The sequence below is a fragment of the Bacteroides sp. OM08-11 genome (assembly GCF_003438665.1).
Taxonomy (GTDB): Bacteria; Bacteroidota; Bacteroidia; order Bacteroidales; family Bacteroidaceae; genus Bacteroides; species Bacteroides cutis.
The window spans coordinates 135976-157466 of sequence record NZ_QSTJ01000004.1 but is presented as its reverse complement, the minus strand read 5'-3'; the positions used below and the strand labels follow the sequence as shown (position 1 = coordinate 157466).

Genomic DNA, 21491 nt, shown 5'->3' with positions numbered 1-21491 from the left:
CAATGTTTAACTTTAAAAATAACGTATTGATATTATGTAAAGTTATGTGACATGACGATTCTAAAGTTTTTAAGTGAAAAAACTTGTTAAATTAAGTCTAATTTTAAAATGTAAAATTAATGAAACAGAAAGAACACAAATCAAAAGCACCGTTATGGTGCATTTTGTTGTTGCTGTTAAGTTTTTCTTTGAGTACAAATTTATATGCTCAAGAAATTACTGCAACAGGGACGGTTATAGATCAAAATGGGGAGCCTTTGATAGGCGTAACAGTTACAGTATTAAAAGGAACGAATGGAGCCATTACTGATGTAGATGGAAATTTCTCGGTAAAATGTAATAAAGGTGCTACATTAAAATTCAGTTACATAGGTTATAAAGACGTCACTCAAGTAGCTATGGGTACTAAGATGCGGGTAACAATGACAGAAGATGCCCAAGCGTTGGATGAAGTAGTCGTAGTGGGTTATGGTACGCAGAAAAAAAGAGATGTAACAGGATCTATTACCTCTGTAACAGATAAGGCTATTCAAGAGAAACAGCCTATTAATGTATACCAAGCTTTGCAAGGAGAAGCTCCGGGTTTGCAAATATCCAATAATTCAGGTGCTCCCGGTGATACAGGTACAATGTTGATTCGTGGTGCATCAACTATGGGTTCAGGAGTAAATCCATTATTTATAGTAGACGGTGTTCCTGTAGATAATATATCGTATATCAATCCGAGTGATATTGAGAGTATGGAAGTCTTGAAAGATGCTGCATCTGCTGCTATTTATGGTTCTCGTTCTGCTGCCGGTGTAATTATCATTACTACCAAACGTGGAGAAGAAGGTTCACCTGCACGGGTATCAGCCAAGTATAACCATTCCATCAAAATGTTAGATCATAAATTAGATCAAGCAAATGCATTCGATCGTTATATTTTTGAACGTAAGTCTAATGCAGGAACATCTTTGTGGAAAACCAGCAATGACTCTTTACATCCTAACTTCATGGCAGATAATGATTATCAAGATTTGGTTACCCGTGCTGCACATTCCGATCAGTTTGATATCAACATTAGTGGTGCCAAAAACAAGATGAATTATTATACAAGCTTAGGTTATCTGAATGAAAGAGGTTTGGTAGTAAACAGCTTTTATCAACGTATAACATCTAGAACAAATGTTGATTATCAAGCGACCGATCGATTTAAATTACTAAGTCGTTTTAATGTTGCCTATACCCATAAAAATAATATTAATACAGGTAAAGTTCTGCAACAGGCTATGAAACGTCCTCCTCAAATGGCACTTTATTTCCCTGACGGTTCATATGTATATAATAATGGTGGACAGTTTAACCCGATAGCTGATGCATATGAACGAGTTAATGAAACTACAGTATATGATATTCAATTATATCAGGGAGCAGAATATAAAATATTGAAGAATTTGGTTTGGAATGGAAATATCCAAGCTAACTATAAAGTGACGAGAACAGACGAGTTGGAACCGGGTAACTTGGTATCAAGTGGTGTTACGTCAGGTTCAAATGAAGCCAAGTTAGCTCGTAAACTAGCTGCTGAAACTTATGTGAACTGGAATCAGTCCTTCAATGATCATAATGTCAGTGCTATGTTCGGTGCCAGTGTAGAAGATTGGTATGATGAAGAATTTGCATTGGCCGGTAGTAATTACGTGTCAGAATCTATTCTTTCATCTAATGCCCAGGAAGTTAAAGATGCCAAGAATACATTGTCTACTTTTGAAGATCATGCAATGGCTGCATTTTTTGGACGTATTACTTATGATTATAAGAGCCGCTATATGTTCAATACGAACTTACGCTATGATGGTTCTTCTCGCTTTATTGGTAAGCGTTGGGGATTATTCCCATCTATAGGTGCCGGTTGGCGTTTTTCTGATGAATTTTTTATGAAATGGTCTAAGCCTGTATTGACCGATGCCAAGTTCAGAGTTAGCTGGGGTATGAATGGTAATGAAAGAGTTGGCAATTACGATGCAATCAACAGATATCTCATAGGAGCATATTATAATGGTGTATTGGGTGTAACACAAAATTCTCGCGTTGCCAATAGTGATTTAGGTTGGGAAGCGACCGAACAGACAAACTTTGGTTTGGATTTGACATTCTTGGACGGTCGTATTACTTTTGTTGGTGAGTATTACATAAAAAATACTAATGATTTGTTGTCATTGGAAAATATGCCTTCCGAATTAGGAGTAAGCGATATGCGTATAAATTTTGGTAAGATTCAGAATAAAGGTATCGAACTGTCAGTAACTGCATATCCAGTACAGACCAGAGATTTTTCTTGGCAAACTACTGTTAATTACTCACGTAACAAGAATAAAGTTGTGAAATTGTCCGGTGGCACTCCGTTTGTTGAAGATGGAAAATATTGGATTGAAGAAGGTGCTCCACTTGGGCAGTGGTATGGATGGAGACAACAAGGTATCTATCAATATGATGAATCTAACGCATATATAAAGAATAGTGATGGTTCATTTGGTGAACGTTTGACTCCGGTATTTAAGACAGATCCGAATAACTATAACAATATTGTTTATGGAACCAATGGTAAACCTGTTTTTTCTCATTATGAAACCTCTGATGGAAAAGAATATACAGGCCAAGTAGGTCAGATGACTACCTATGGACAGGTACTGAAAGGAGGCGATGTAATTTGGGAAGATAGAGACCATGATGGAGTTATCGGTGACAGTGATCGTAGTATTTTGGGGCAAGGCCTTCCAACTTGGTATATGGGATGGAGTAACTATTTGAATTATAAGAATTTCTCCCTTTCATTCTCATTCTACGGTAGCTTTGGTAATCAGATTTATAATAAGCAACGTCGTGAGTTGAATACTTATTCATCCTCTAATGCGACTCCTTATCATTCTGATATTTATAAGATATGGAAATATCAAGGTCAAATTACTTCCGGATATAGTGGACAAAAAGCCAATACAGGTGTTCAAAATGCCCGTGAATTATCTTCTTACTTCTTGGAAGACGGAGACTATATCCGTTTGACAAATATCCGTCTGGCCTATAGCCTAGAGAGAAAAATAGCACAAAAACTTAAACTTTCAGAGTTGACAGTTTATGTATACGGAAATAATCTCTTGACATGGACAAACTATTCAGGATATGATCCGTCCAGTATCTCCAATAGCAATGTTCTTCGTCCGGGGCAGGATAACGGTCGTTATCCGACAGCTAAAGAAATCGGATTTGGTATAAATGTAAACTTTTAACGAACTATGAAGAAATTAATATATTTAGGACTATTAAGCATGGGGTTGTTGACAACTTCTTGTGAAAATTTCTTGGACAGACAACCCAAGAGTGACTTGTCGGTCGATACATATTGGAAAACAGAGAAAGACTTGCAAACATGGAATGCAGGTATGTACGATGGGTTACAATCTACTTTAAAAACGAACTGGTTTGATTGGGGAGAAGTACGCGGCGGTACATTTGCACCACGTGGAACTGGTTGGGATACAAACTTATTATATAATGGTTTGACTTCTACTTCTGGTACTTCTTCTTGGAAAGACTTATACGCAACTATTTACCGTGCCAATGCAGCTATCAAACACATTCCGGAATGTCCGGTTGGTGAGACAGTTTCAGCACCTTATCTTGCACAAGCATATACAATGCGTGCATTGATGTATTTTTATGCCATACGTGTTTGGGGTGAAGTGCCGATGATTACCGAACCTTTGGAAGATGTAAATAGTCAAGAGCGTTATTATGGTCGTAACAGTTTGGCAGAAATTAAAACATTGATGTTGGGTGATATTGAAAAAGCTATGGATTTATTTGGTCCTGCCACCAATATGAAAGATGCATCTAAATATTCCTTGAACAGAGGATCTGCCTTGGCATTAAAAGTAGATATACTGATGTGGTATAAAGACTTTGATGATGCATTGGATGCTGCAAACGACTTGATTGATGACTATGGTTATAGTCTTGTAAGAGGCGACGCCTATCAAGAACAATTCCTAAAACCGGAATCTTCTCCGGAAATGATTTTCAATCTCTATTGGGATTATACGGAAGATGGTGGCGGATTTGGTTATGCCACGCGCCTTGCTTCAGGTTCCAATACAATTCCTTATCATCCGACAAAGGAAATATTCAATGAGTTGATTGGACGTAAATATGAAGGGGACAGCCGTATTGTGATGGTGATGGATACCATGTGGGTTGCCCATGAACTGACAGCCTATAACGTTTTCTCCATTACAGATGAAACCTATGACAATTTCTATAATAACCAGTATAGTAATCCTGCCGGTTTTATTGTTAAGTGTCCTAAATTCACTCCGTACAGCTCGACAGCCAATGATGGTTACGGTGGATATAATTACGCCAAGAATGGTGAAGACAATACTCGTATGCCACTTTATCGTTTGACGGATATTATGTTATTAAAGGCGGAAGCATTAGTACAATGTTCCACTCCTGATTTACAGGGAGCTATCGACATTGTTAATGATATCCGTCAACGTGCCGGTTGGACTCGTTTAGCAAGTTATACAGAATATAATACTCCCGATAAAGTATTGAACCTAATTATTGATGAACGTACAATTGAACTATGGGCTGAAGGTAAACACTGGTTTGATTTGGTTCGCAATAATAAAGTGAAAGAATATTTAGATCCATACATGCAAAATGCCGGTGATGATTATGGAGAAGAAGAAGGTTTTGTTATTGGCGTACCTGTTCCAACCAATCCTATTGGGGGTTATGGTAGAATTTTATGGCCATTGAATCAAGATGTGTTTAAGAAAAATCCTAATATGGCAGGGAAACAAAACCAGCCGTATACAGAATAAATCCATAAAGAAAGATTGTTATGAAAAAAATAAGCAAAATAATATTAGGTTTATTTCTGATTGTAGGAATGACCTCTTGTGAATTATTTGGACTGGATTTCTCGGAAAGTGCTGATTTTGAAGCCAAGAAATCCGATAATAGAGTAGAGATGAATGCATTGGACTTTATTAAAAGTCGTCCAGATATTTTTAGTTCTTTATTAGATGCTATAGAATATGCTGGTGTGGAAGACATGTATTTGGAATCTGGGAATACTTATATATTATTGACCAACAATGCATTAACTAATTGGGAATCTAATGATAAATGTTATTGGGCTCGTGAGAAAGTAGAAGTAAATGGAAACTTAGTAAGAGCAGGTTCATGGGATCAGTATGATAAAAAACAAGTAGCAGAATTACTGAAATATCATGTTGTCAAAGGAGAATATTCTTATCATAATCTGACTTCTGCCGCAATATGGACGGAAACCTATGGTGAAGGTTCTTTTGACTATAATAAAGATGGACAGACCTTGAAAGGTGATACTGCTGTATTATCCATGATGTTAGGTTATGACCGTAATCTTCCTTTGCAATTAAATAATTATGATTGGAATTACAGAGGTTTATTAGCAGCAAGTGCAGCAAGTTGCCGCACCACAAATTTGCATCTTAATAACGGTTATGCCCATGTGACTGATTACTACTTGGAACGTCCTACACGTAAATTCCTAGGACAAAAATAAATAAAATGATAAGTTATGAAGAAATTAATAATGAATATACTATTACTGTCAGGAGTGTTATTAACCTCTTGTAGTGATGACGGGGATGTAAAGATTGTATCACTTAATACTTTCGGCAATAAAGTGTGCATGAACGATCGCGTAAAAGTATTTGTTTCTGCCGAAACAAGCGGTGATGAGGTTCCTACATACGAATGGGGATGTTCGGAAGGTTCTATGACCAATCCTCAAGGATTATTTGAGAATGTTTGGCAAGCACCTAAGAAACCCGGTGAGTATGAAATTTGGGTAACGGTGAAATGTGGCGGTTCTAAAGAAACCCGGCGTGCCAAAATGACCGTGTTGGACGAATTGTTTTATTCGGACTTTGAAACGCCTTATTATAATGAGGGATATTCCAACTCTAGCATGACTTTGGCGCAAGATAGTAAAACTGGTTCCTTAAAACTGACATCTTCAAAGGACAAAGGTGTTTTCCAACGTAACTGGAATGATGAGACAATTGTGCCACCTTATTCTATGCAGATGCAATATAATCCTCAAACATTTAAAGATGGTAACTCCATTGATTTCCGGATTGCTTTCTCTTCGCTCAGTGAAGGGACAAAAGATTTGCGTAATATCAATTTCTCAATTGAACCGTTGACAGGTAATACTTACATTTATAGCCAATACTTTAATAAGGAGACCGGTGATATTGAATCTTTAGAAACATCTGCAACAGTAATTAATGACTTAAAGTTTACTAAAAGCTGGAAATATGTTTCTGTCTCCATAGATGCTTCTAACAATTTCATCGTGTACTTGAATGGCGTGAAGATTGTAGAAAGTACTTTCCTAAAAACATTCTTTCCACAGAGTTCTTATCCAATCAAGGGTTCCGGGGTTGCATTGTCTAATAAGGCAGTGGTTTTGGTTGATGACATGTCCGTTATTATTAATGGAGAAATTTGTAATGCAACTGAGAGAGTAAGATAAATATACTATATACATATAATAAAAAGAGAGGAAAGGATGTTCTGGATACATTGTTCCTCTCTTTTATTTAATATTAATTGTTATGAGAAAATTGATAATGTGCTTAATAGGTGTTTTGAGTTCTTTGGTTATTGCAGCTCAGGGCAACGTGGAAGGGGTCATCAGCGATGCTTCAGGAAAACCGGTTAAAGGTATAAAAATACGTTTGAATGGCTTATTTAAAACAAGTAAGACTAATTCAAAAGGAGTCTTTCGCCTAAAAAGAATTTTAGAAGGTGATACATTATTGATATATCCCACTGAAGAACAAATTGTGAGAATTCCTATAAAGCCCGACATGTCTCTTTTCCTGCAATTGGGTGATCATTCTTTAAGTTGCAGATATGGCACGAATACAGTAACATATATGTTCCAACAAGCACCTAAAGTCAATTATTCCAATAATATCATTACGAGACGCCAAATTATAGAATTCGCTCCCAATAACCTGATTGAACTATTACGGGGAAGGATTGCCGGATTGCAAATACAGGAAATGGGTGGAACAGCCAAAGCCTCTATTCGTGGTGTATCATCAATGTCATTGAATACAGAACCATTATTTATTATTGGAGGAACTCAATACGAAACACTGGAAGCCGCCAACAATGCAATTTCCATTGAAGACATTATGGAAGTGGAAGTTAAGAAAGATGGTTCCGAATATGGAATGAAAGGGGCAAACGGAGTTATTATAATAAAAATGAGATAGAGAAATCTTATTATAAAAGAATTTATAATGAAATACGTGGGAAAGGATAATTTTATCTTTTCCCACGTGTTCTATATCAATCATGTGGTTGTGGATTAGGATTGGTATGTGCTTCATATACTTTGAAATCCGCTAATTGCAAACTCTCATCTTTAATACCATTATCCGGGCGATCTGAAGTGCTTTGCATTTTTCTACCCAGACTACGATAAATACCGAATTTATTACGGATATTAGTAGCACCACTTCTCCATAAATCAATGTTTGAGAAAGATTTATTTACAAGAACTTTATTGTCACTGATACGGACAAGTTTAATACTGAATGTACCTTGATGGGTATAATGCATTTCTGTCTCTACTTGTATCCATTCATCTTCAAAATCACTTAGTGGAAGGTTATCAATAATGATTCCCTTACTTGAATGACGATTGTCTCCAGTGTGAATTACTTGTACACGCTTATTATTGCCATCACTGTCACTGCGGGTACTGATAGTGATAAGTGGGGCACCATTATTGCCTTCCTGCGCCTTTAATTGGTGGATATGGCAAAAACTCGTTGAAGGTTGAAAACCTTTGGGTAACCGGAATTTCCATTCCAAACGTTGCCATTCATTCCAATTTCCATTCAATTTACGCCAGTCGTAATTTGTCTGACTTTTCATCTCGTTTCTTTGACGGTCACTTAGTAATCTTCCACGATCGCTATCCAGCGCATCGGTTCCAGCGTGATTAGTGAATTTGAAAACATATTGCTGCAAAGTCGGATCAAAAATGATTTCACAATGTACACCTTGGTAATGGTCTTGCCGGGATATATTAGGATGTTCTGAATAATCCCATCCTAAAGAGCGCATATATTCGTGTATAGCTCTATAATCCTTACCTACCAACTTAGCGTCAGCTTGCATACCTCCCTGAAATGTATAGTCAGTAGTTGTAGGTGATAATTGCTGCATTGTCGGTCCATAACCAATATTCTGTAAAGCCGTTTCTCCTAATCGTTCTTTCAGCTGGGTCAGATAAAGGCTTTGAGGTGTTACCCGGGTATTGTGGACATCGAATATGCCAACCGGCAAAGTTGGCCCTGATTGATTGAAGGGACGGCGTAATGGAGTGCTTTCACCGGTACAACCAATAACCCAGTTGTATGTACCCGGTGGAATTTGATTTACATAACTTTTTGCTTCACAATTCCATGCTACAGACCATGCTGTTCCCCATCCATGTCCTGACCCCATTGAACCACGATTTTTAAAATCGATGCCTCCACCAGGTAACTTACAATTATCCAGTAAAAGTCCGGTACTCCAACGCTGATGTCCTTCAATATGGCCGTTACCCTTGAAAATACAGTTTAAGAAAACAATAGGGCCAGTTTGTCCAGCTCCCAAGGCTACGAACCAGATATTATCTCCCTGTACAGAACAATGATCCAATAGTATTTGTCCTCCGTTAGGAGCAAACTCCGCAGGCTTGGAAGCTCCCTGATGTAAAGCTCTTCTTATAACATTTACTTGCTGCAAGGTAATTCTCCGTCCACCGATACCTACACTTTCCATTGTTTCCATTGCATTGATATCTTTTGCCCAGCAATCTTCACCATTTATTCTCAAAGCATAGTATAGTGCTTTCGTATGGTTTACGGCTTGTTGAGGTGATTCGATACGAAGGTTTTCCACACCACATTGTTTAAGCCGTTGAATATTATTTACTACAATAACGGTAGTATTATTATCTGTAAATTTTGCATCATAATTATCCACAAGAGGAACAGTCAAGGTGACGGTATTGCCATCAATGGCAGCGATTGTACGTTCTGTAATCAACAGTTTACCTGCTTTAATCCAAGTTTGAGGTTTTCCGTCACGAACCAAGTCATCCATTTTCATAAATTTGATCCATTTTTCGGTAACAGGCTTACGAATTTCTATATTGTCACCAACCGAAAGTTTGGAAGCATCTGCCACAGTGAATTGATAAGAGCCGGCAGGGATATATTTATCAACCACTTTTATACCTTCCTCATTGGGTGAAATATCTCCCAAACGATTTCCAACACGTTGTCGCAGGCCATTATTCATAATGATAGCTGTATGTTTACTACCGGTCATTACAATAACACTACCACTGGGGTCACTTCCACTACCACGTAATACAACGCCGTCAGTGGTAATCTGTAGCGGGCGTTCACAAACATAGCGTCCAGGGGCTAAAAGCACAGCGCCTCTAAAACCATTTTCATCTTCAGGCAAAGCAGATACCATATCAATGGCTTTCTGAATATAGTCTGTACAATCAGCATTTTCTCCAAGTGGATGTACCGTGATTTTAGCGGGAACATACGGTAATGTTACTCCACCTCCCTTATATCCGGCATGGGAAAAATCAATAATCCGATCTCCTTTTTTTGTTGTTTTGTATACCAACTTTCCGTTGTCATCCGGATATACCCAACTACTCTTTGTAAAAGACTGTTGTGCCATGACAGATATTGAACATAGCAGGTAAACTAAAAATCCAACCTTTTTCATATTTTTCGTGTTTTCTATTTATAAACATTAAGTAATGGCAAATAACGGGATATTGATTTACATTAAATATATATTTTTTCTCAAAAGTTTGCAATATTATGTCTTTGAGTATAAAAAAGCGGAGATTAGTTTCATACTAACCTCCGCTTAATGTCCTTATAATCTACTACTTTTATAATAGTGAATTAAATGTACCTTCATTTCAAGGGATCAAAATTACCACTTTCCCAACCAATGGTCTGTTGTAATTGGGGATTTTGTTCAAAATGCTTGCGAGCCAGTCCCTGGAAATAATAATTGTCTTTTACATCCCATTGATAAGTTTCATCAATTTTCCATTTTTTGGTTGTGAAATATTTAAAATAATTTTCACTCATCAATTTTTCATCTTCTTGAATCATAGTGATGAATTTGTCACGTGCTAAAGAAGCGTATTCATCTTTTACTTGAATTTCTATTCTATAGCGGGAGTATCCGGTCATGTCTGAAAATATTTTACGGCGCATCATATCCCAAAAACGTTTCCCTTCGTATGCCAACTCAATACGACGTTCATAAAGTACTGCTTCTATCAATTCCTGTTGGCTCATATCGGCTTTCAGTCCATAGAGTCCATCTGCATTGGCTGTGATACCGGCACGTTTACGGATATCTTTTAGAATGGTATAAACTTCATCATCTTTATTTCCTATCTCTGCAGCACATTCTGCAAGATTTAGCAGAACTTCTGCATAACGCATTTCAATCCAGTCCATATCACCATGATCTTTGGCTTCTGTCGCTGTTTTCTCAGGGATAGAGAATTTGCATGAATAAAAACCAGTACCTGTTGGGCTATGAGTATCTTCACCACCTTTATAAGTGTACATACAACCTTTAAACCACTCAGGCATACCATTTAAAGGGTATTTAGCACCATTATAAACGATGATGTCATAAAAACGCGGATCACGATTTAGCCAAAATAACCCTCTTGTATCGGTTGCTTCTGGATCGAAAGCTTCTTTTGTACCGTCACCGTCAATATCTACTCCCGGAGCACTACCGTCTGCCATAGGGAAAGCAAGTACCATATCTAAAGTAGGATGATGATTGCCTGTGGCACCAACAGAAAATTCCAACGGACGAAGGCCTGCCATGAAGTTATGTGTACGTGCAGGATCAAGAAAACGAGTCGTAAGCACTGTTTCAGAGGTCGTTTCATTACTCCATATCTCACTGTATTTAGGATGTAGAGAACGTTCACCCGGTCCTGCTAACTCAGTTTTAGCCAATGAACAAGCATTGTATGCATCTTCCCAACGACTACGGTCATTATTCGGATTGAACTGTTCGCTGGCATAGGTCAGCAGTACACGGCCTTTAAATGCCATTGCCGCACCTTTAGTGATACGTCCAAAATCTTTGTCATCCCATTTGCTTGGAAGCGATGCTGCTGCGTTATCCAAATCTTTCACAATTTGTTCGATACATTCTTTGGCTGTATTACGGGTAACATATAAATTATCTACATGTCTGTCTTGCGGCTTAAGTATCAGAGGCACTCCACCGTAAATTTTCACCATCTGAAAATATTGATAGGCTCTCAAAAAAAGTGCTTGTGCCTTAATCCGATCACGTGTGTTTTCCGGAAGACTTCCGCTGTCAATACTAGTCAACAATACATTCAAAGCATATATTTTATCGTATACCCAATATTCTTCAAGAGGTCCTCCAGCGGTAGCAACAGCAGTCAGCCGACCATGAATAAAATCACCACCACCATTTCCTTCATCAGTGTATTTCGCATAATCGCCATCAAATCCCGGCATGTTATCTTTATAGCATTTATCCAAGAAAGCAGTAGCCAATATTTCGCTGTCCCAAGTAGACTTTTCACTAACAGCACTCAAATCATCCTTATCTAATACGGAAGAACAACTGCTCAACCCACCAAGAACGAATGCAGTAATTGTTATTATATATTTAGATTTCATTATATTCAATAGTTTAGTATGATTAAATAGTTACATTTAAACCAAATGAGAAATTTCTCATAACCGGATAATCTGAAATACTTGTTGCTTCAGGATCCATCCATTTTACTTTATTCTGCAATAAGAATAAGTTTGTACCATTCACAAAAATTCTGACCTTATCAATACCTATTGACTGAGTTAAATGTTTAGGTAGGTCATAGGATAATGATATATTTTTACAACGTAAGAAAGAGCCGTTACGTACCCAAAAGCTGGACGCTTCATTATTTTTATATTGCGTAGCACCGGGCATAGAGGCATTTGTATTTTCAGGAGTCCAATGGTCTTTATACCATTCGAAAGTACTAGTGTGCGCATTAATTCCATTACCACGGAAATCCATCAACTTCTTGTTACCTGCCATTCCTTGGAAGAAGATATCCAGCATAAACCCATTCCATTTTCCACCAATGGTGAATCCATAAGTAATAGGCGCTACTTTCTTTTCTATAATTACCACCTTATCGTCATCAGTAATAATACCATCTGGTTCATCACTCTCCGGTCCACGTACATCTTTATAAATTAACATACCTAAACCAGGTTTCTGTCCTTTGATAGTCATATTAGGATTTTCTTCCATATATTGTTTTAACTGTTCCTCTGTACGTATCATGCCAATACATTCAAATCCCCACTCACGTCCCAATGATTGTCCTATTTCAGATTTATACGGACGAATATTCTCGGCTTCATCTTTTTTAGACCACCAACTGTTAGCAAAACTAAAGTTTCCTCTAAAATAATAATCCAGTTTACCAATTCGGTCATTATATCCCAATTCTACTTCAAATCCTCGGGACTTAACTTCTGAGTAGTTTTCCTTAGGCAGACTTGCTCCGAATGTAGTAGGCACACTTACAGTTAAATTATCGAGAATATCATAGGTACGTCTGTAGAAATATTCAAAGCTGAAGTCTAATTTATTATTAAACCAGCGGCTGTCAAAACCAATATTATATGAGGTGGACTTTTCCCAGGTTAATTTCGGATTAGGTACTTCTTTGGGTTCTACACCATATGACAAACCGTTGAATACCGCACCGGTAGTAATACCATAACGTGCCATCCATTGCCATCCACCAATAGCATCATTACCCAATGTAGCTATTGAACCGCGTAATTTCATATAGTCTATAAAAGATATGTTTTCAGAAAAGAACGGTTCACTGGAGATACGCCATCCTGCCGATAGAGAAGGAAAGAATCCCCAACGTTGATCCGGAGCAAACTTGGTAGAACCATCCACGCGAAAAGCTGCTTCCAAAAGATATTTATCATCATAAGCATAATTCAGACGACCAACATAAGAGAGACGCCCACTTTCACCTACAGAACCTGCTCCGACAATTGACTCGGAAGCATCTCCACTCGCTCCAAAAAATTCGGGCATTTCCCAAGTAATTAGGTTATTACGTTGAGCATCGAACTTTTCACTATTACCTTCAGCTTGTTCATATACAAATAAAGCTCCTAAATCATGTTTACCAAATACACGATTATAGGTAACAAAGAAGTTTAATTGATAATCTTCTGCCAATTGATTTTCTTTAAACACATAGTTACCGTCATCACGGGTAGAAGTTGAAACGACTGTATTACTTGGATCTATATAATGATTATTGGTACCTGCTGTCTTAAAACTATACATTTCGTATGGGAAATTCACTTTTTTAATAAGACGATTATCCAAGTTTCTGTTATATTGCATTTTCAACGTCAAACCTTTGATGAAGGGTACACGATATTCAGCGGTGGCATTTACATTGACATTTTGCCATTTCTTTGTATGAAGTCCCGATTGTTCACTAATCAACATCAAGGGATGCCATTCAATAAAGTTACCTACAGGTTTACCGTCAATCATACTTGGAATCATCTTGGTACGTAACAATAACCCTTTGTATAAATCGTTCATACGATCACGGTCACCATCTGACTTCCAGTTCGGTTTTGTATCTTTACGATTATCTGTACTGATATTCAATCCTACTGTAAAGTTTTTACTGATATCAGCATCAATACTTGCGCGGAAATTATATTTTGAATATTTCAAATTATCAAAGGACCCTACATTGTAATAATAAGATCCTCCTATAAAATAGCGGACTTTTTCCGTACCACCTGTGATATTCAACGCGTGGCGAGTTGCCCATGGAGTTTTCCATGCATCATCCAAGAAACTATAATCTGTAGATGCAAAATGTGCTAATTCATCATCTGTATACCAGGAAGATTTTGTTGTGGGATCTTGTTGTTCCACATTCGGATTCCAAATCTTATTGTTAATATAACCTTGAATAGCCCTATCATTTAGATAAGTAGCGTGTTCATAAGCAGTCAAAGTTTCTGGGATCATGGCCGCAACATCAATACCTACCGTACCTGTATAATTGATAGTTGGTTTTACATTACCTCCTTTTTTAGTAGTGACTAATACAACACCATTTGCAGCGCGAGAACCATATACAGCGGCAGATGCACCATCTTTCAATACTGAAATATTAGCAACTTCACTGGCATCAAGTGCATCAAAAGCCATTTTATCTCTTACGACTCCATCTATAACGTAAAGTGGATCCGAGTTATTGGGAGTTCCTTTTGCACGTACACTGAAGGATGCAGATGTTCCAGGTTTACCGGTACCTTGACTAATATAAACACCTGAAAGACGCCCGGCAAGAGCAGAAGATAAGTTTGCGGAAGGAAATTCTTCAATAGCTTTTGCATCAACGCTTGTTACACTACCTGTAACGCTTCCTTTTTTTTGAGTACCATAGCCCACAACTACCACTTCATCTAATGCCTGTGAATCTTCTGTTAATACAATTTTTAATTTAGTACCTGTTGCTGTTTCTGTAACGTCTTTGTATCCAATGTAACTAAATTTAAGAGTAGCTCCTTTAGTACATTTAATTGAAAAATTACCCTCTACATCTGTAATAGCTCCATTAGTAGAGTTCTCTTCCGTGATTGTTACTCCAATCAGTGGATCACCATTAGAATCTACTACTGTTCCCATAACTGTTATACTTTGAGCTTGCGCCATTATACTCAAAGAAAAACCTAACAGTACCAATAAAATACGCCATGTTAGCGATTTTGATTCGTGTTCTTTCTGTTTCATCAATTTTACATTTTAAAATTAGACTTGGTTTAACAAATTTTCTCATTCTTTTTCTGATGTATCATCTTCTGTATTTTCGCATAATATCAATACGGAATTGAAACAGTAAAATTTGTTGCGGTAAAATATTATTATTTATAAGCGTTTGTTTCGTCTTGAAATATTTATTATAGAGAAATGGTATTAACGGATCTCCTTTATATGATTGAAGGTACTATTACTAAAAAATGACAAACTTTAGTTATAAAAATAGTCAATAAAAGAATAAGGTGATGTATCCCTCTGCGGATACATCACCTTATATAAATTCATGGAATATTAGATATAAATATTAGTAATTAGGATTTTGTACTAATATACCATTTGAAAAATCAATTTGTCCTTGTGGTAATGGAAGGTATTCGTGTTTTTTAGACCATGCAGGAATGATATTTGTATAGAGGGGATCTAATACAAGACCATTTAGTTTATCCATGATTTTCCATCGTCTCATATCATAATATCTAATTAACTCAAATGGAGTTTCAACCCGACGTTCATGACGAATAGCTTCACGCATTTGTTCTTGACTTAAGCCTTCGGGAAGGGCTTCCAGACCTGCACGTTTTCTTACAAGTTTTACCATATCTGCTGCTCCAGGTTTGCCCAATTCATTTGCTGCTTCAGCTCTTAGTAAAAGAAGTTCACCCCAACGTAAAATTACAATGTCTTGCTCGCTACGTTCTGTTTGGTTCCAAAAATCACTTTGTTTTAATACTGGACGTAGCCATTTGATCATACGTTTACCATTACTAGATTTAGTCAGATTAATCATATCACCACCTTCCCATTGATATACATCATTAAATGCAATAATCTGATTTAATCGATTATCTCCTTCTTCATATTCTTTAGTCAGATCTTCTACAGGATTTAGCATACCATAATTACCATATGAATTGTCAAAGATATGATAACTATTCGGAGCTAAATATTTAATGGAGAAAATAATCTCATTACTATTTTCCTGATTGGCCGGACGGAAAATATCTGCATAATTATCATCTAAAGAGTATCCCGTTATTGTTCCAAGTAATGTATAAGCTTCTTCCAAATCATCCATATGAGCTACTGTGCCATCGTCGCCATATGCATGAAACATTAAAACACGAGCCTTCAATGCTTTAGCAGCCCCCTTAGTTGCATGTCCCCCTGCTTCTTTATAAGTTTTATCATCCATTTTATTAATAGCGGATTGCAGGTCTGTTGTCAATTTTGTATAAACCTCCTCCAATGTGTTTTTGGGCATATTTTGTGTTTCCAGGGTCAAAGGTTTATCTATATATGGAACTTCTCCATAAAACATATACAATAAATAGTAACAATAAGAACGTAGAAACAGAGCCTCACCTTCCATCTGATTACGTACAGACGCAATGTCTGTACCTTGATATTTATTCAGTTGATCTATGAATATATTTATACGAGCAATAGCTCTATAGGCTTCCTTATAAATATTTTCGATCAAACCAGTGGTAGAAGGGTCTATGTTATCTGCTTGGATCATATCTGCATTGTATATTTTACTGGATCCCTGATTACCGTATGCATTATCTGTCAAACAGTCAAAAGTAGGAATGATCCATGATAAAGTTTCTTCTTGCATACCTTGATAACAAGCTGTTAAAGCTGATTCAAAATCCGCTTTTGATTGCCAATACACACTTTCGGAAGGTGTTGAGGTTGGAGGAGTATCTAGAATACTTGAACAGGAATTTAATCCCAATGCTCCAACGAAAAATGATATATATACTATTTTTTTCATTTTCATGTTTTTTGTATATTAGAACTGAAGATTTACACCAAATGATACAATTCGATTTTGTGGATAATAAACAAGACGGGTGTTAGCTTTGGAAGTGTAGTTACGTTCCGGGTCTCCTCCCTGAGGAAACTTAGTTATCGTCAACAAATTATCACCAGAGAAATAGACACGTAACTTTTCAATTTTAATTTTACGTGTTAATTCTTGAGGAATAGTATAACCAAATGTCAAATTCTTTAGACGGAAATACGACCCATTATACAAGAAAAAAGAATTAGCGCGAGTATTTTTGGTTCCGCCCATATTATCATAATACAAACGCGGATATTTTCCATTTGGATTTTCTTCAGTCCACATATTTTCAATGTAGTCCCAAGAAATCGGGGAACCTTGTCTAAATGGTTGAATACCCCAATCTTTAGCATAGTGTTTTACTCCCTGCACACCTTGTCCCATTATTGAAAGGTCAAATCCTTTCCATGTAGCACCAAGGTTGATCGTATATTCAAAATCGGGGAAACGTCCATCTATTACGGTACGATCGTAGTCATCAATAACACCATCCGGTTTTCCATCTTTACCACTAATATCTTTGAATTTAATATCACCAGGCTGAGTATTGTCGTTATATTGTTTAGGGGAATTTGCCACATCCTCCTCATCTTTAAAAATTCCAATGGCTTCAAGCATGTAGAATGATTCATAAGGTAAACCTTCACGACAGATTGTTCCGTTATTGATGTAGTCAGCTCCATATTTGGTTAACTCATTACGTGATCGGTCAAAGAAAACGCCGGCATTATAAGACAATCCCTGCATTTTACCAGAATTAACATAGCCATTATAAGATAAGCCAACTTCTATTCCTTTATTTACTAGTTCTCCACCATTTATATAAGGTGCATCCAAAGCTAATAAGTTGTTTCCTTGTGCCCTACGGAGAATATCATAAGTTTTTTTCTTATACCAATCAAAAGTAATATTCAATCCATTAAATAAAGTTGCATCAAAACCGAAATCCCCGATAGCTGTAGTCTCCCATTTCAGATCGACATTACTAAAAGCTGTTTGTGCTACACCTGAAGTCAATTCTGAATTATCAAAGCTGTAATCTTTACCAGTAGAAAGTACAGCATAATAAGAGTATAGGTCAATATTTTGATTACCCAGTACACCGTATGAACCACGAAGTTTCAAGCTATTCAACCAATTCCAATTCAGATTTTTCATCCATTGTTCTTCTGTGACACGCCATCCCAAAGAAAATGAAGGAAATAGACCCCAACGAGAGTTTTTGGCAATACGTGAAGTTCCGTCATAGCGAGCGTTAACTTCTAATAAATATCGTTGTTTGAAAGCGTAGTTTGCCCGGAAGAAAGCAGACATCAATCCCCATTCTTCGGATTTTCCTTCATTGGTTTGTACAGCAGCTGTACCGCCATTGATTTCATGTAACGGAAAATCATAGTACTGGCGATAAGCACCAACCATATCATATCTATAGGCTTCCAAATTATATCCAGCCATTAATGAAATATCATGGTCATGTTTCTTTGAAGTCCAATCATATTTAAGATATGTATAAAAGTTGAAGTAGGAACTATAATCCATGTCACTATCCAATCCTGTTCCTCCTGTGTTTAGGTTGTTAGCAGGCTCTCCGGAATGATACCAATATACTGGAGTAACTTGTGCACGCCAATCTTTGGTATGTGTCTGTTTGTAACGCATAGCTCCTTTGCTATACCAAGATAATCCTTTAGCCAGATTTAATTCAATCCATGCTTGTGCGTTAATATCAGTATTTACATATTTCTTGAAGTTCTCGGTTTCAATAATACCTACCATGTTTTTATTATTGCCTTCAAATTGATATGCTTTGTAAGTATATTTACGTATACCTGAACCATCATCCGGTAACCATGGCATATAAGTTGGTGCTTGAGAGATTGTGGACAAGTAGGCATCAGTATCTCCTTGACGGGTTTGTTGACGATAACTACGGCTTCCTGCAAAATACATACCAAACTTAACCCAACTATTGATTTCAGACTTCAAGTCCAATGCAGCATTATATCGCTCATAAGTTTGCCCCTTCATTGTACCAGGTTGTTTTACCATACTGATAGAAGCATTATATGAGGTTTTTCCTACTGTACCGGCTACACTTAAATTATGTTGTTGAACAAATGCTGGATTAAACATATAATCAATCCAATCAAAACTAGGATATTTTTCTCGATCAGATGGATTAGTATAGGCATCAATCATTTCTTGTGAATAACGATCTGTAGCTGGGGCACCAGAATTATCTTTTGCTATATTGAAATATTTCATATAGGTAGGAGAGTCCCATACCAAGTCTAATAAGGTTGTCGGAGTATGTATAGCGTAATTACCGTTATAAGCGACAGATACTTTATCTTTCACTCCAGCACCGTTTTTAGTTGTAATTAATATAACTCCATTAGCTGCACGGGAACCATAAATGGAAGCGGAAGCTGCATCTTTCAATACAGATACAGATTCAATCATATTAGGATCAAGTGTTGCTAAATCACCTTCTACACCGTTTATAAGTATCAAAGGATTAGAACCCGCAGAAGAATATGTACCTTGACCGCGAACACGGATTTGTACATTTTCATCGCCGGGAATACCACGGTCTGAAGTAACACGAAGACCAGGCATTTGTCCTTGTAACATAGTAGAAGTGTTTGCTACAGGTCGTTTAGCAAGTTCTTCTCCTCCGACAGCTGATACTGCTCCCGTTAGGTTTACTTTCTTTTGAGTTCCGTAACCGACTACCACTACTTCCTCTAAAGATTGTGCGTCTTCAATCAACACAATTTTTAAATTAGTTCTTGTTGCTGTTTCTGTTACGTCTTTATAACCAATATAGCTGAATTTGAGGATTGCACCTTTGGCACATTGAATAGAAAAGTTTCCGTCTATATCGGTAATCGTTCCGTTAGTAGTATTTTGTTCAGCGATAGTAACCCCAATAAGAGGATCATTATTGGCATCCACTACTACACCTTTTACCGTTATGTTTTGAGTTTGTGCCAGCGTACTTAAAGAAAAACTTAAAAGTACTAACAAAATACGCCATGATAGCGTTTTTGATCTGCATTCTTTTTTTTCCATTAATAAATTAAATTAAAAAATTAGACTTAAATTAACTAAGGATTCATACCTAATAATCTTTTTGAGTAAAATCATGTTTTGGGTTTTCGCATAATATCAATACGTTATGTGTTTTGTTAATGATTTTCTACTTTTAGTTGATTGATTTAATCTATACAAATAATTTGTGTTATGTGTCTATTTTTGAGTTTTGAACATGCAATTTGCATATACGTTCATTATTATGGATTGAATTTTGTTAATAGTGCCGAGTTCTTTTTTCTTTCATCAGCTTCAAAACTGGCGAGGTAATTCTCGGTGATGATAAGGTTGGAATGCCCGAGACTTTCGGATATATAGGCTATGTTGACTCCACTCCGTTTTAGGACTGTGGCAAATGAGTGGCGGGCAGAATAGGTAGTGATACGGGGAATTCCGATTTCATGAGCTATTTTTTTGAGAATTTGATTACATTCGGTAACAACTTCTCTTATTAGCTTTACCTTTTCAAAAGGATCTTCTGTTCCCTTGGCAAATGGAAAGATGTATGTTTCCGGAGATATATTAGGGTTTCCCCATCTGTTGATTATATGTTGCATTTCGGGGGTGATGACAGCATGTATGATTTTACTATGTTTGGTATTTCTGGCTGTTTTAGCGCGTATAAAACATATTTCCTCATTTATGATGTTGGAATATTGTAAGAAGAGCATATCACGGAAATTAATTCCATTGCAGAGATAGGAGAAAAACCATAAATCCCTGTATTTTTCGGTTGTTTCTGTACCATCACTATACGTTACTAATTGTTTGATCTGTTCCAGAGTTAGTGCGAGTTTTCGTCCGCTTCCGTTGGGAACTTCATATTTCCCTTTTCCAAAAGGATACTGGTTTTCTTTGATAATGCCATCTTTACGAGCCATGTTAATGATACATTTTAGATTTCTGAAATAGAAACTCATACTTGAATAACTACTTCCTGTTGAAAGCCAAAAGTGTTCACATCTGTTTAGCCAGTTTATGGTTACATCCTGAAATGAGATTTGTTTTCCTGCAAACTGTTCAATTTTATTTAGAGTACCTTTATAGGAGAGGTAAGTATTTGCTTGTCCATTTATTTTTAACTCTTCCATTTTTTTGAGGAAAACAGAATTAACGGAGATACCGGAATATCTTCCTAAGCGAGCATTCAAGATATCAAAGCTGAACTCTCCTCGGAAGACAAGAGTTTCAACTTGTTGTTTGATAATCGAAAAGCTATTTTCCAGGTTGGAACGTACCGTTGATAATTTACGAATTTTACTATTGGGAAGTAATTTCCATTCTTCGATGGAAAGTTCTTGTCCTGTTGAGTAATACTTTTGTTTACGATTGTAGATGACTTGTACTTTTACGGGATATAATCCGTTTTTTTTTGCTTTTCTTTTGTCTAGTACAGTGAGTACAGAAACACCGTCTTTTGAGTATTTGTACATAATCTAATTAATTAAATTATTAATATGTTTTCTGGATAAATTGCTGTAACATACAAATTGCATACAAAGTTGATAAATGT

The 21491-nt window shown here is 36.8% G+C and carries 11 protein-coding genes; 5 read left to right on the top strand and 6 right to left on the bottom strand.

Annotated elements, in window-relative coordinates; translation table 11 throughout:
• Positions 1-119 precede the first annotated feature (119 nt).
• The 5 genes from DXC10_RS09120 to DXC10_RS09100 all read left to right on the top strand — a co-directional run bounded on the left by DXC10_RS09120 (position 120) and on the right by DXC10_RS09100 (position 7325).
• On the top strand, positions 120-3269 hold the full coding sequence (locus tag DXC10_RS09120) for a TonB-dependent receptor (RefSeq protein WP_101545103.1): 3150 nt from the start codon (positions 120-122) through the stop codon (positions 3267-3269).
• 6 nt (positions 3270-3275) lie between these two features.
• Positions 3276-4868, top strand: a complete 1593-nt coding sequence (locus DXC10_RS09115; RefSeq protein ID WP_101545105.1) for a RagB/SusD family nutrient uptake outer membrane protein — start codon at positions 3276-3278, stop codon at positions 4866-4868.
• 20 nt (positions 4869-4888) lie between these two features.
• On the top strand, positions 4889-5596 hold the full coding sequence (locus DXC10_RS09110; RefSeq protein WP_101545107.1) for a fasciclin domain-containing protein: 708 nt from the start codon (positions 4889-4891) through the stop codon (positions 5594-5596).
• 15 nt (positions 5597-5611) lie between these two features.
• Positions 5612-6574: a hypothetical protein gene (locus tag DXC10_RS09105; RefSeq protein ID WP_101545110.1), complete on the top strand. Its 963-nt coding sequence runs from the start codon at positions 5612-5614 to the stop codon at positions 6572-6574.
• An 82-nt stretch (positions 6575-6656) separates the two neighbouring features.
• Complete coding sequence (locus tag DXC10_RS09100; protein WP_101545112.1) at positions 6657-7325, top strand: TonB-dependent receptor plug domain-containing protein; 669 nt, start codon at positions 6657-6659, stop codon at positions 7323-7325.
• Positions 7326-7401: 76 nt separating this feature from the next.
• On the opposite strand, the gene DXC10_RS09095 is transcribed toward DXC10_RS09100, so the two are convergent.
• The 6 genes from DXC10_RS09095 to DXC10_RS09070 all read right to left on the bottom strand — a co-directional run bounded on the left by DXC10_RS09095 (position 7402) and on the right by DXC10_RS09070 (position 21411).
• A complete protein-coding gene (locus DXC10_RS09095; RefSeq protein ID WP_101545114.1) occupies positions 7402-9861 on the bottom strand; it encodes a hypothetical protein in 2460 nt (819 codons plus the stop codon).
• A 197-nt stretch (positions 9862-10058) separates the two neighbouring features.
• Positions 10059-11837, bottom strand: a complete 1779-nt coding sequence (locus tag DXC10_RS09090; protein WP_101545116.1) for a RagB/SusD family nutrient uptake outer membrane protein — start codon at positions 11835-11837, stop codon at positions 10059-10061.
• 22 nt (positions 11838-11859) lie between these two features.
• Entirely contained in the window at positions 11860-15006 is a 3147-nt protein-coding gene (locus tag DXC10_RS09085) for a TonB-dependent receptor (RefSeq protein WP_117737714.1), read from the bottom strand.
• A gap of 331 nt (positions 15007-15337) precedes the next feature.
• Entirely contained in the window at positions 15338-16810 is a 1473-nt protein-coding gene (locus tag DXC10_RS09080; RefSeq protein WP_101545495.1) for a RagB/SusD family nutrient uptake outer membrane protein, read from the bottom strand.
• 18 nt (positions 16811-16828) lie between these two features.
• On the bottom strand, positions 16829-19957 hold the full coding sequence (locus tag DXC10_RS09075; RefSeq protein WP_117737713.1) for a TonB-dependent receptor: 3129 nt from the start codon (positions 19955-19957) through the stop codon (positions 16829-16831).
• A 221-nt stretch (positions 19958-20178) separates the two neighbouring features.
• On the bottom strand, positions 20179-21411 hold the full coding sequence (locus tag DXC10_RS09070; protein ID WP_101545159.1) for a site-specific integrase: 1233 nt from the start codon (positions 21409-21411) through the stop codon (positions 20179-20181).
• Positions 21412-21491 lie beyond the last annotated feature (80 nt).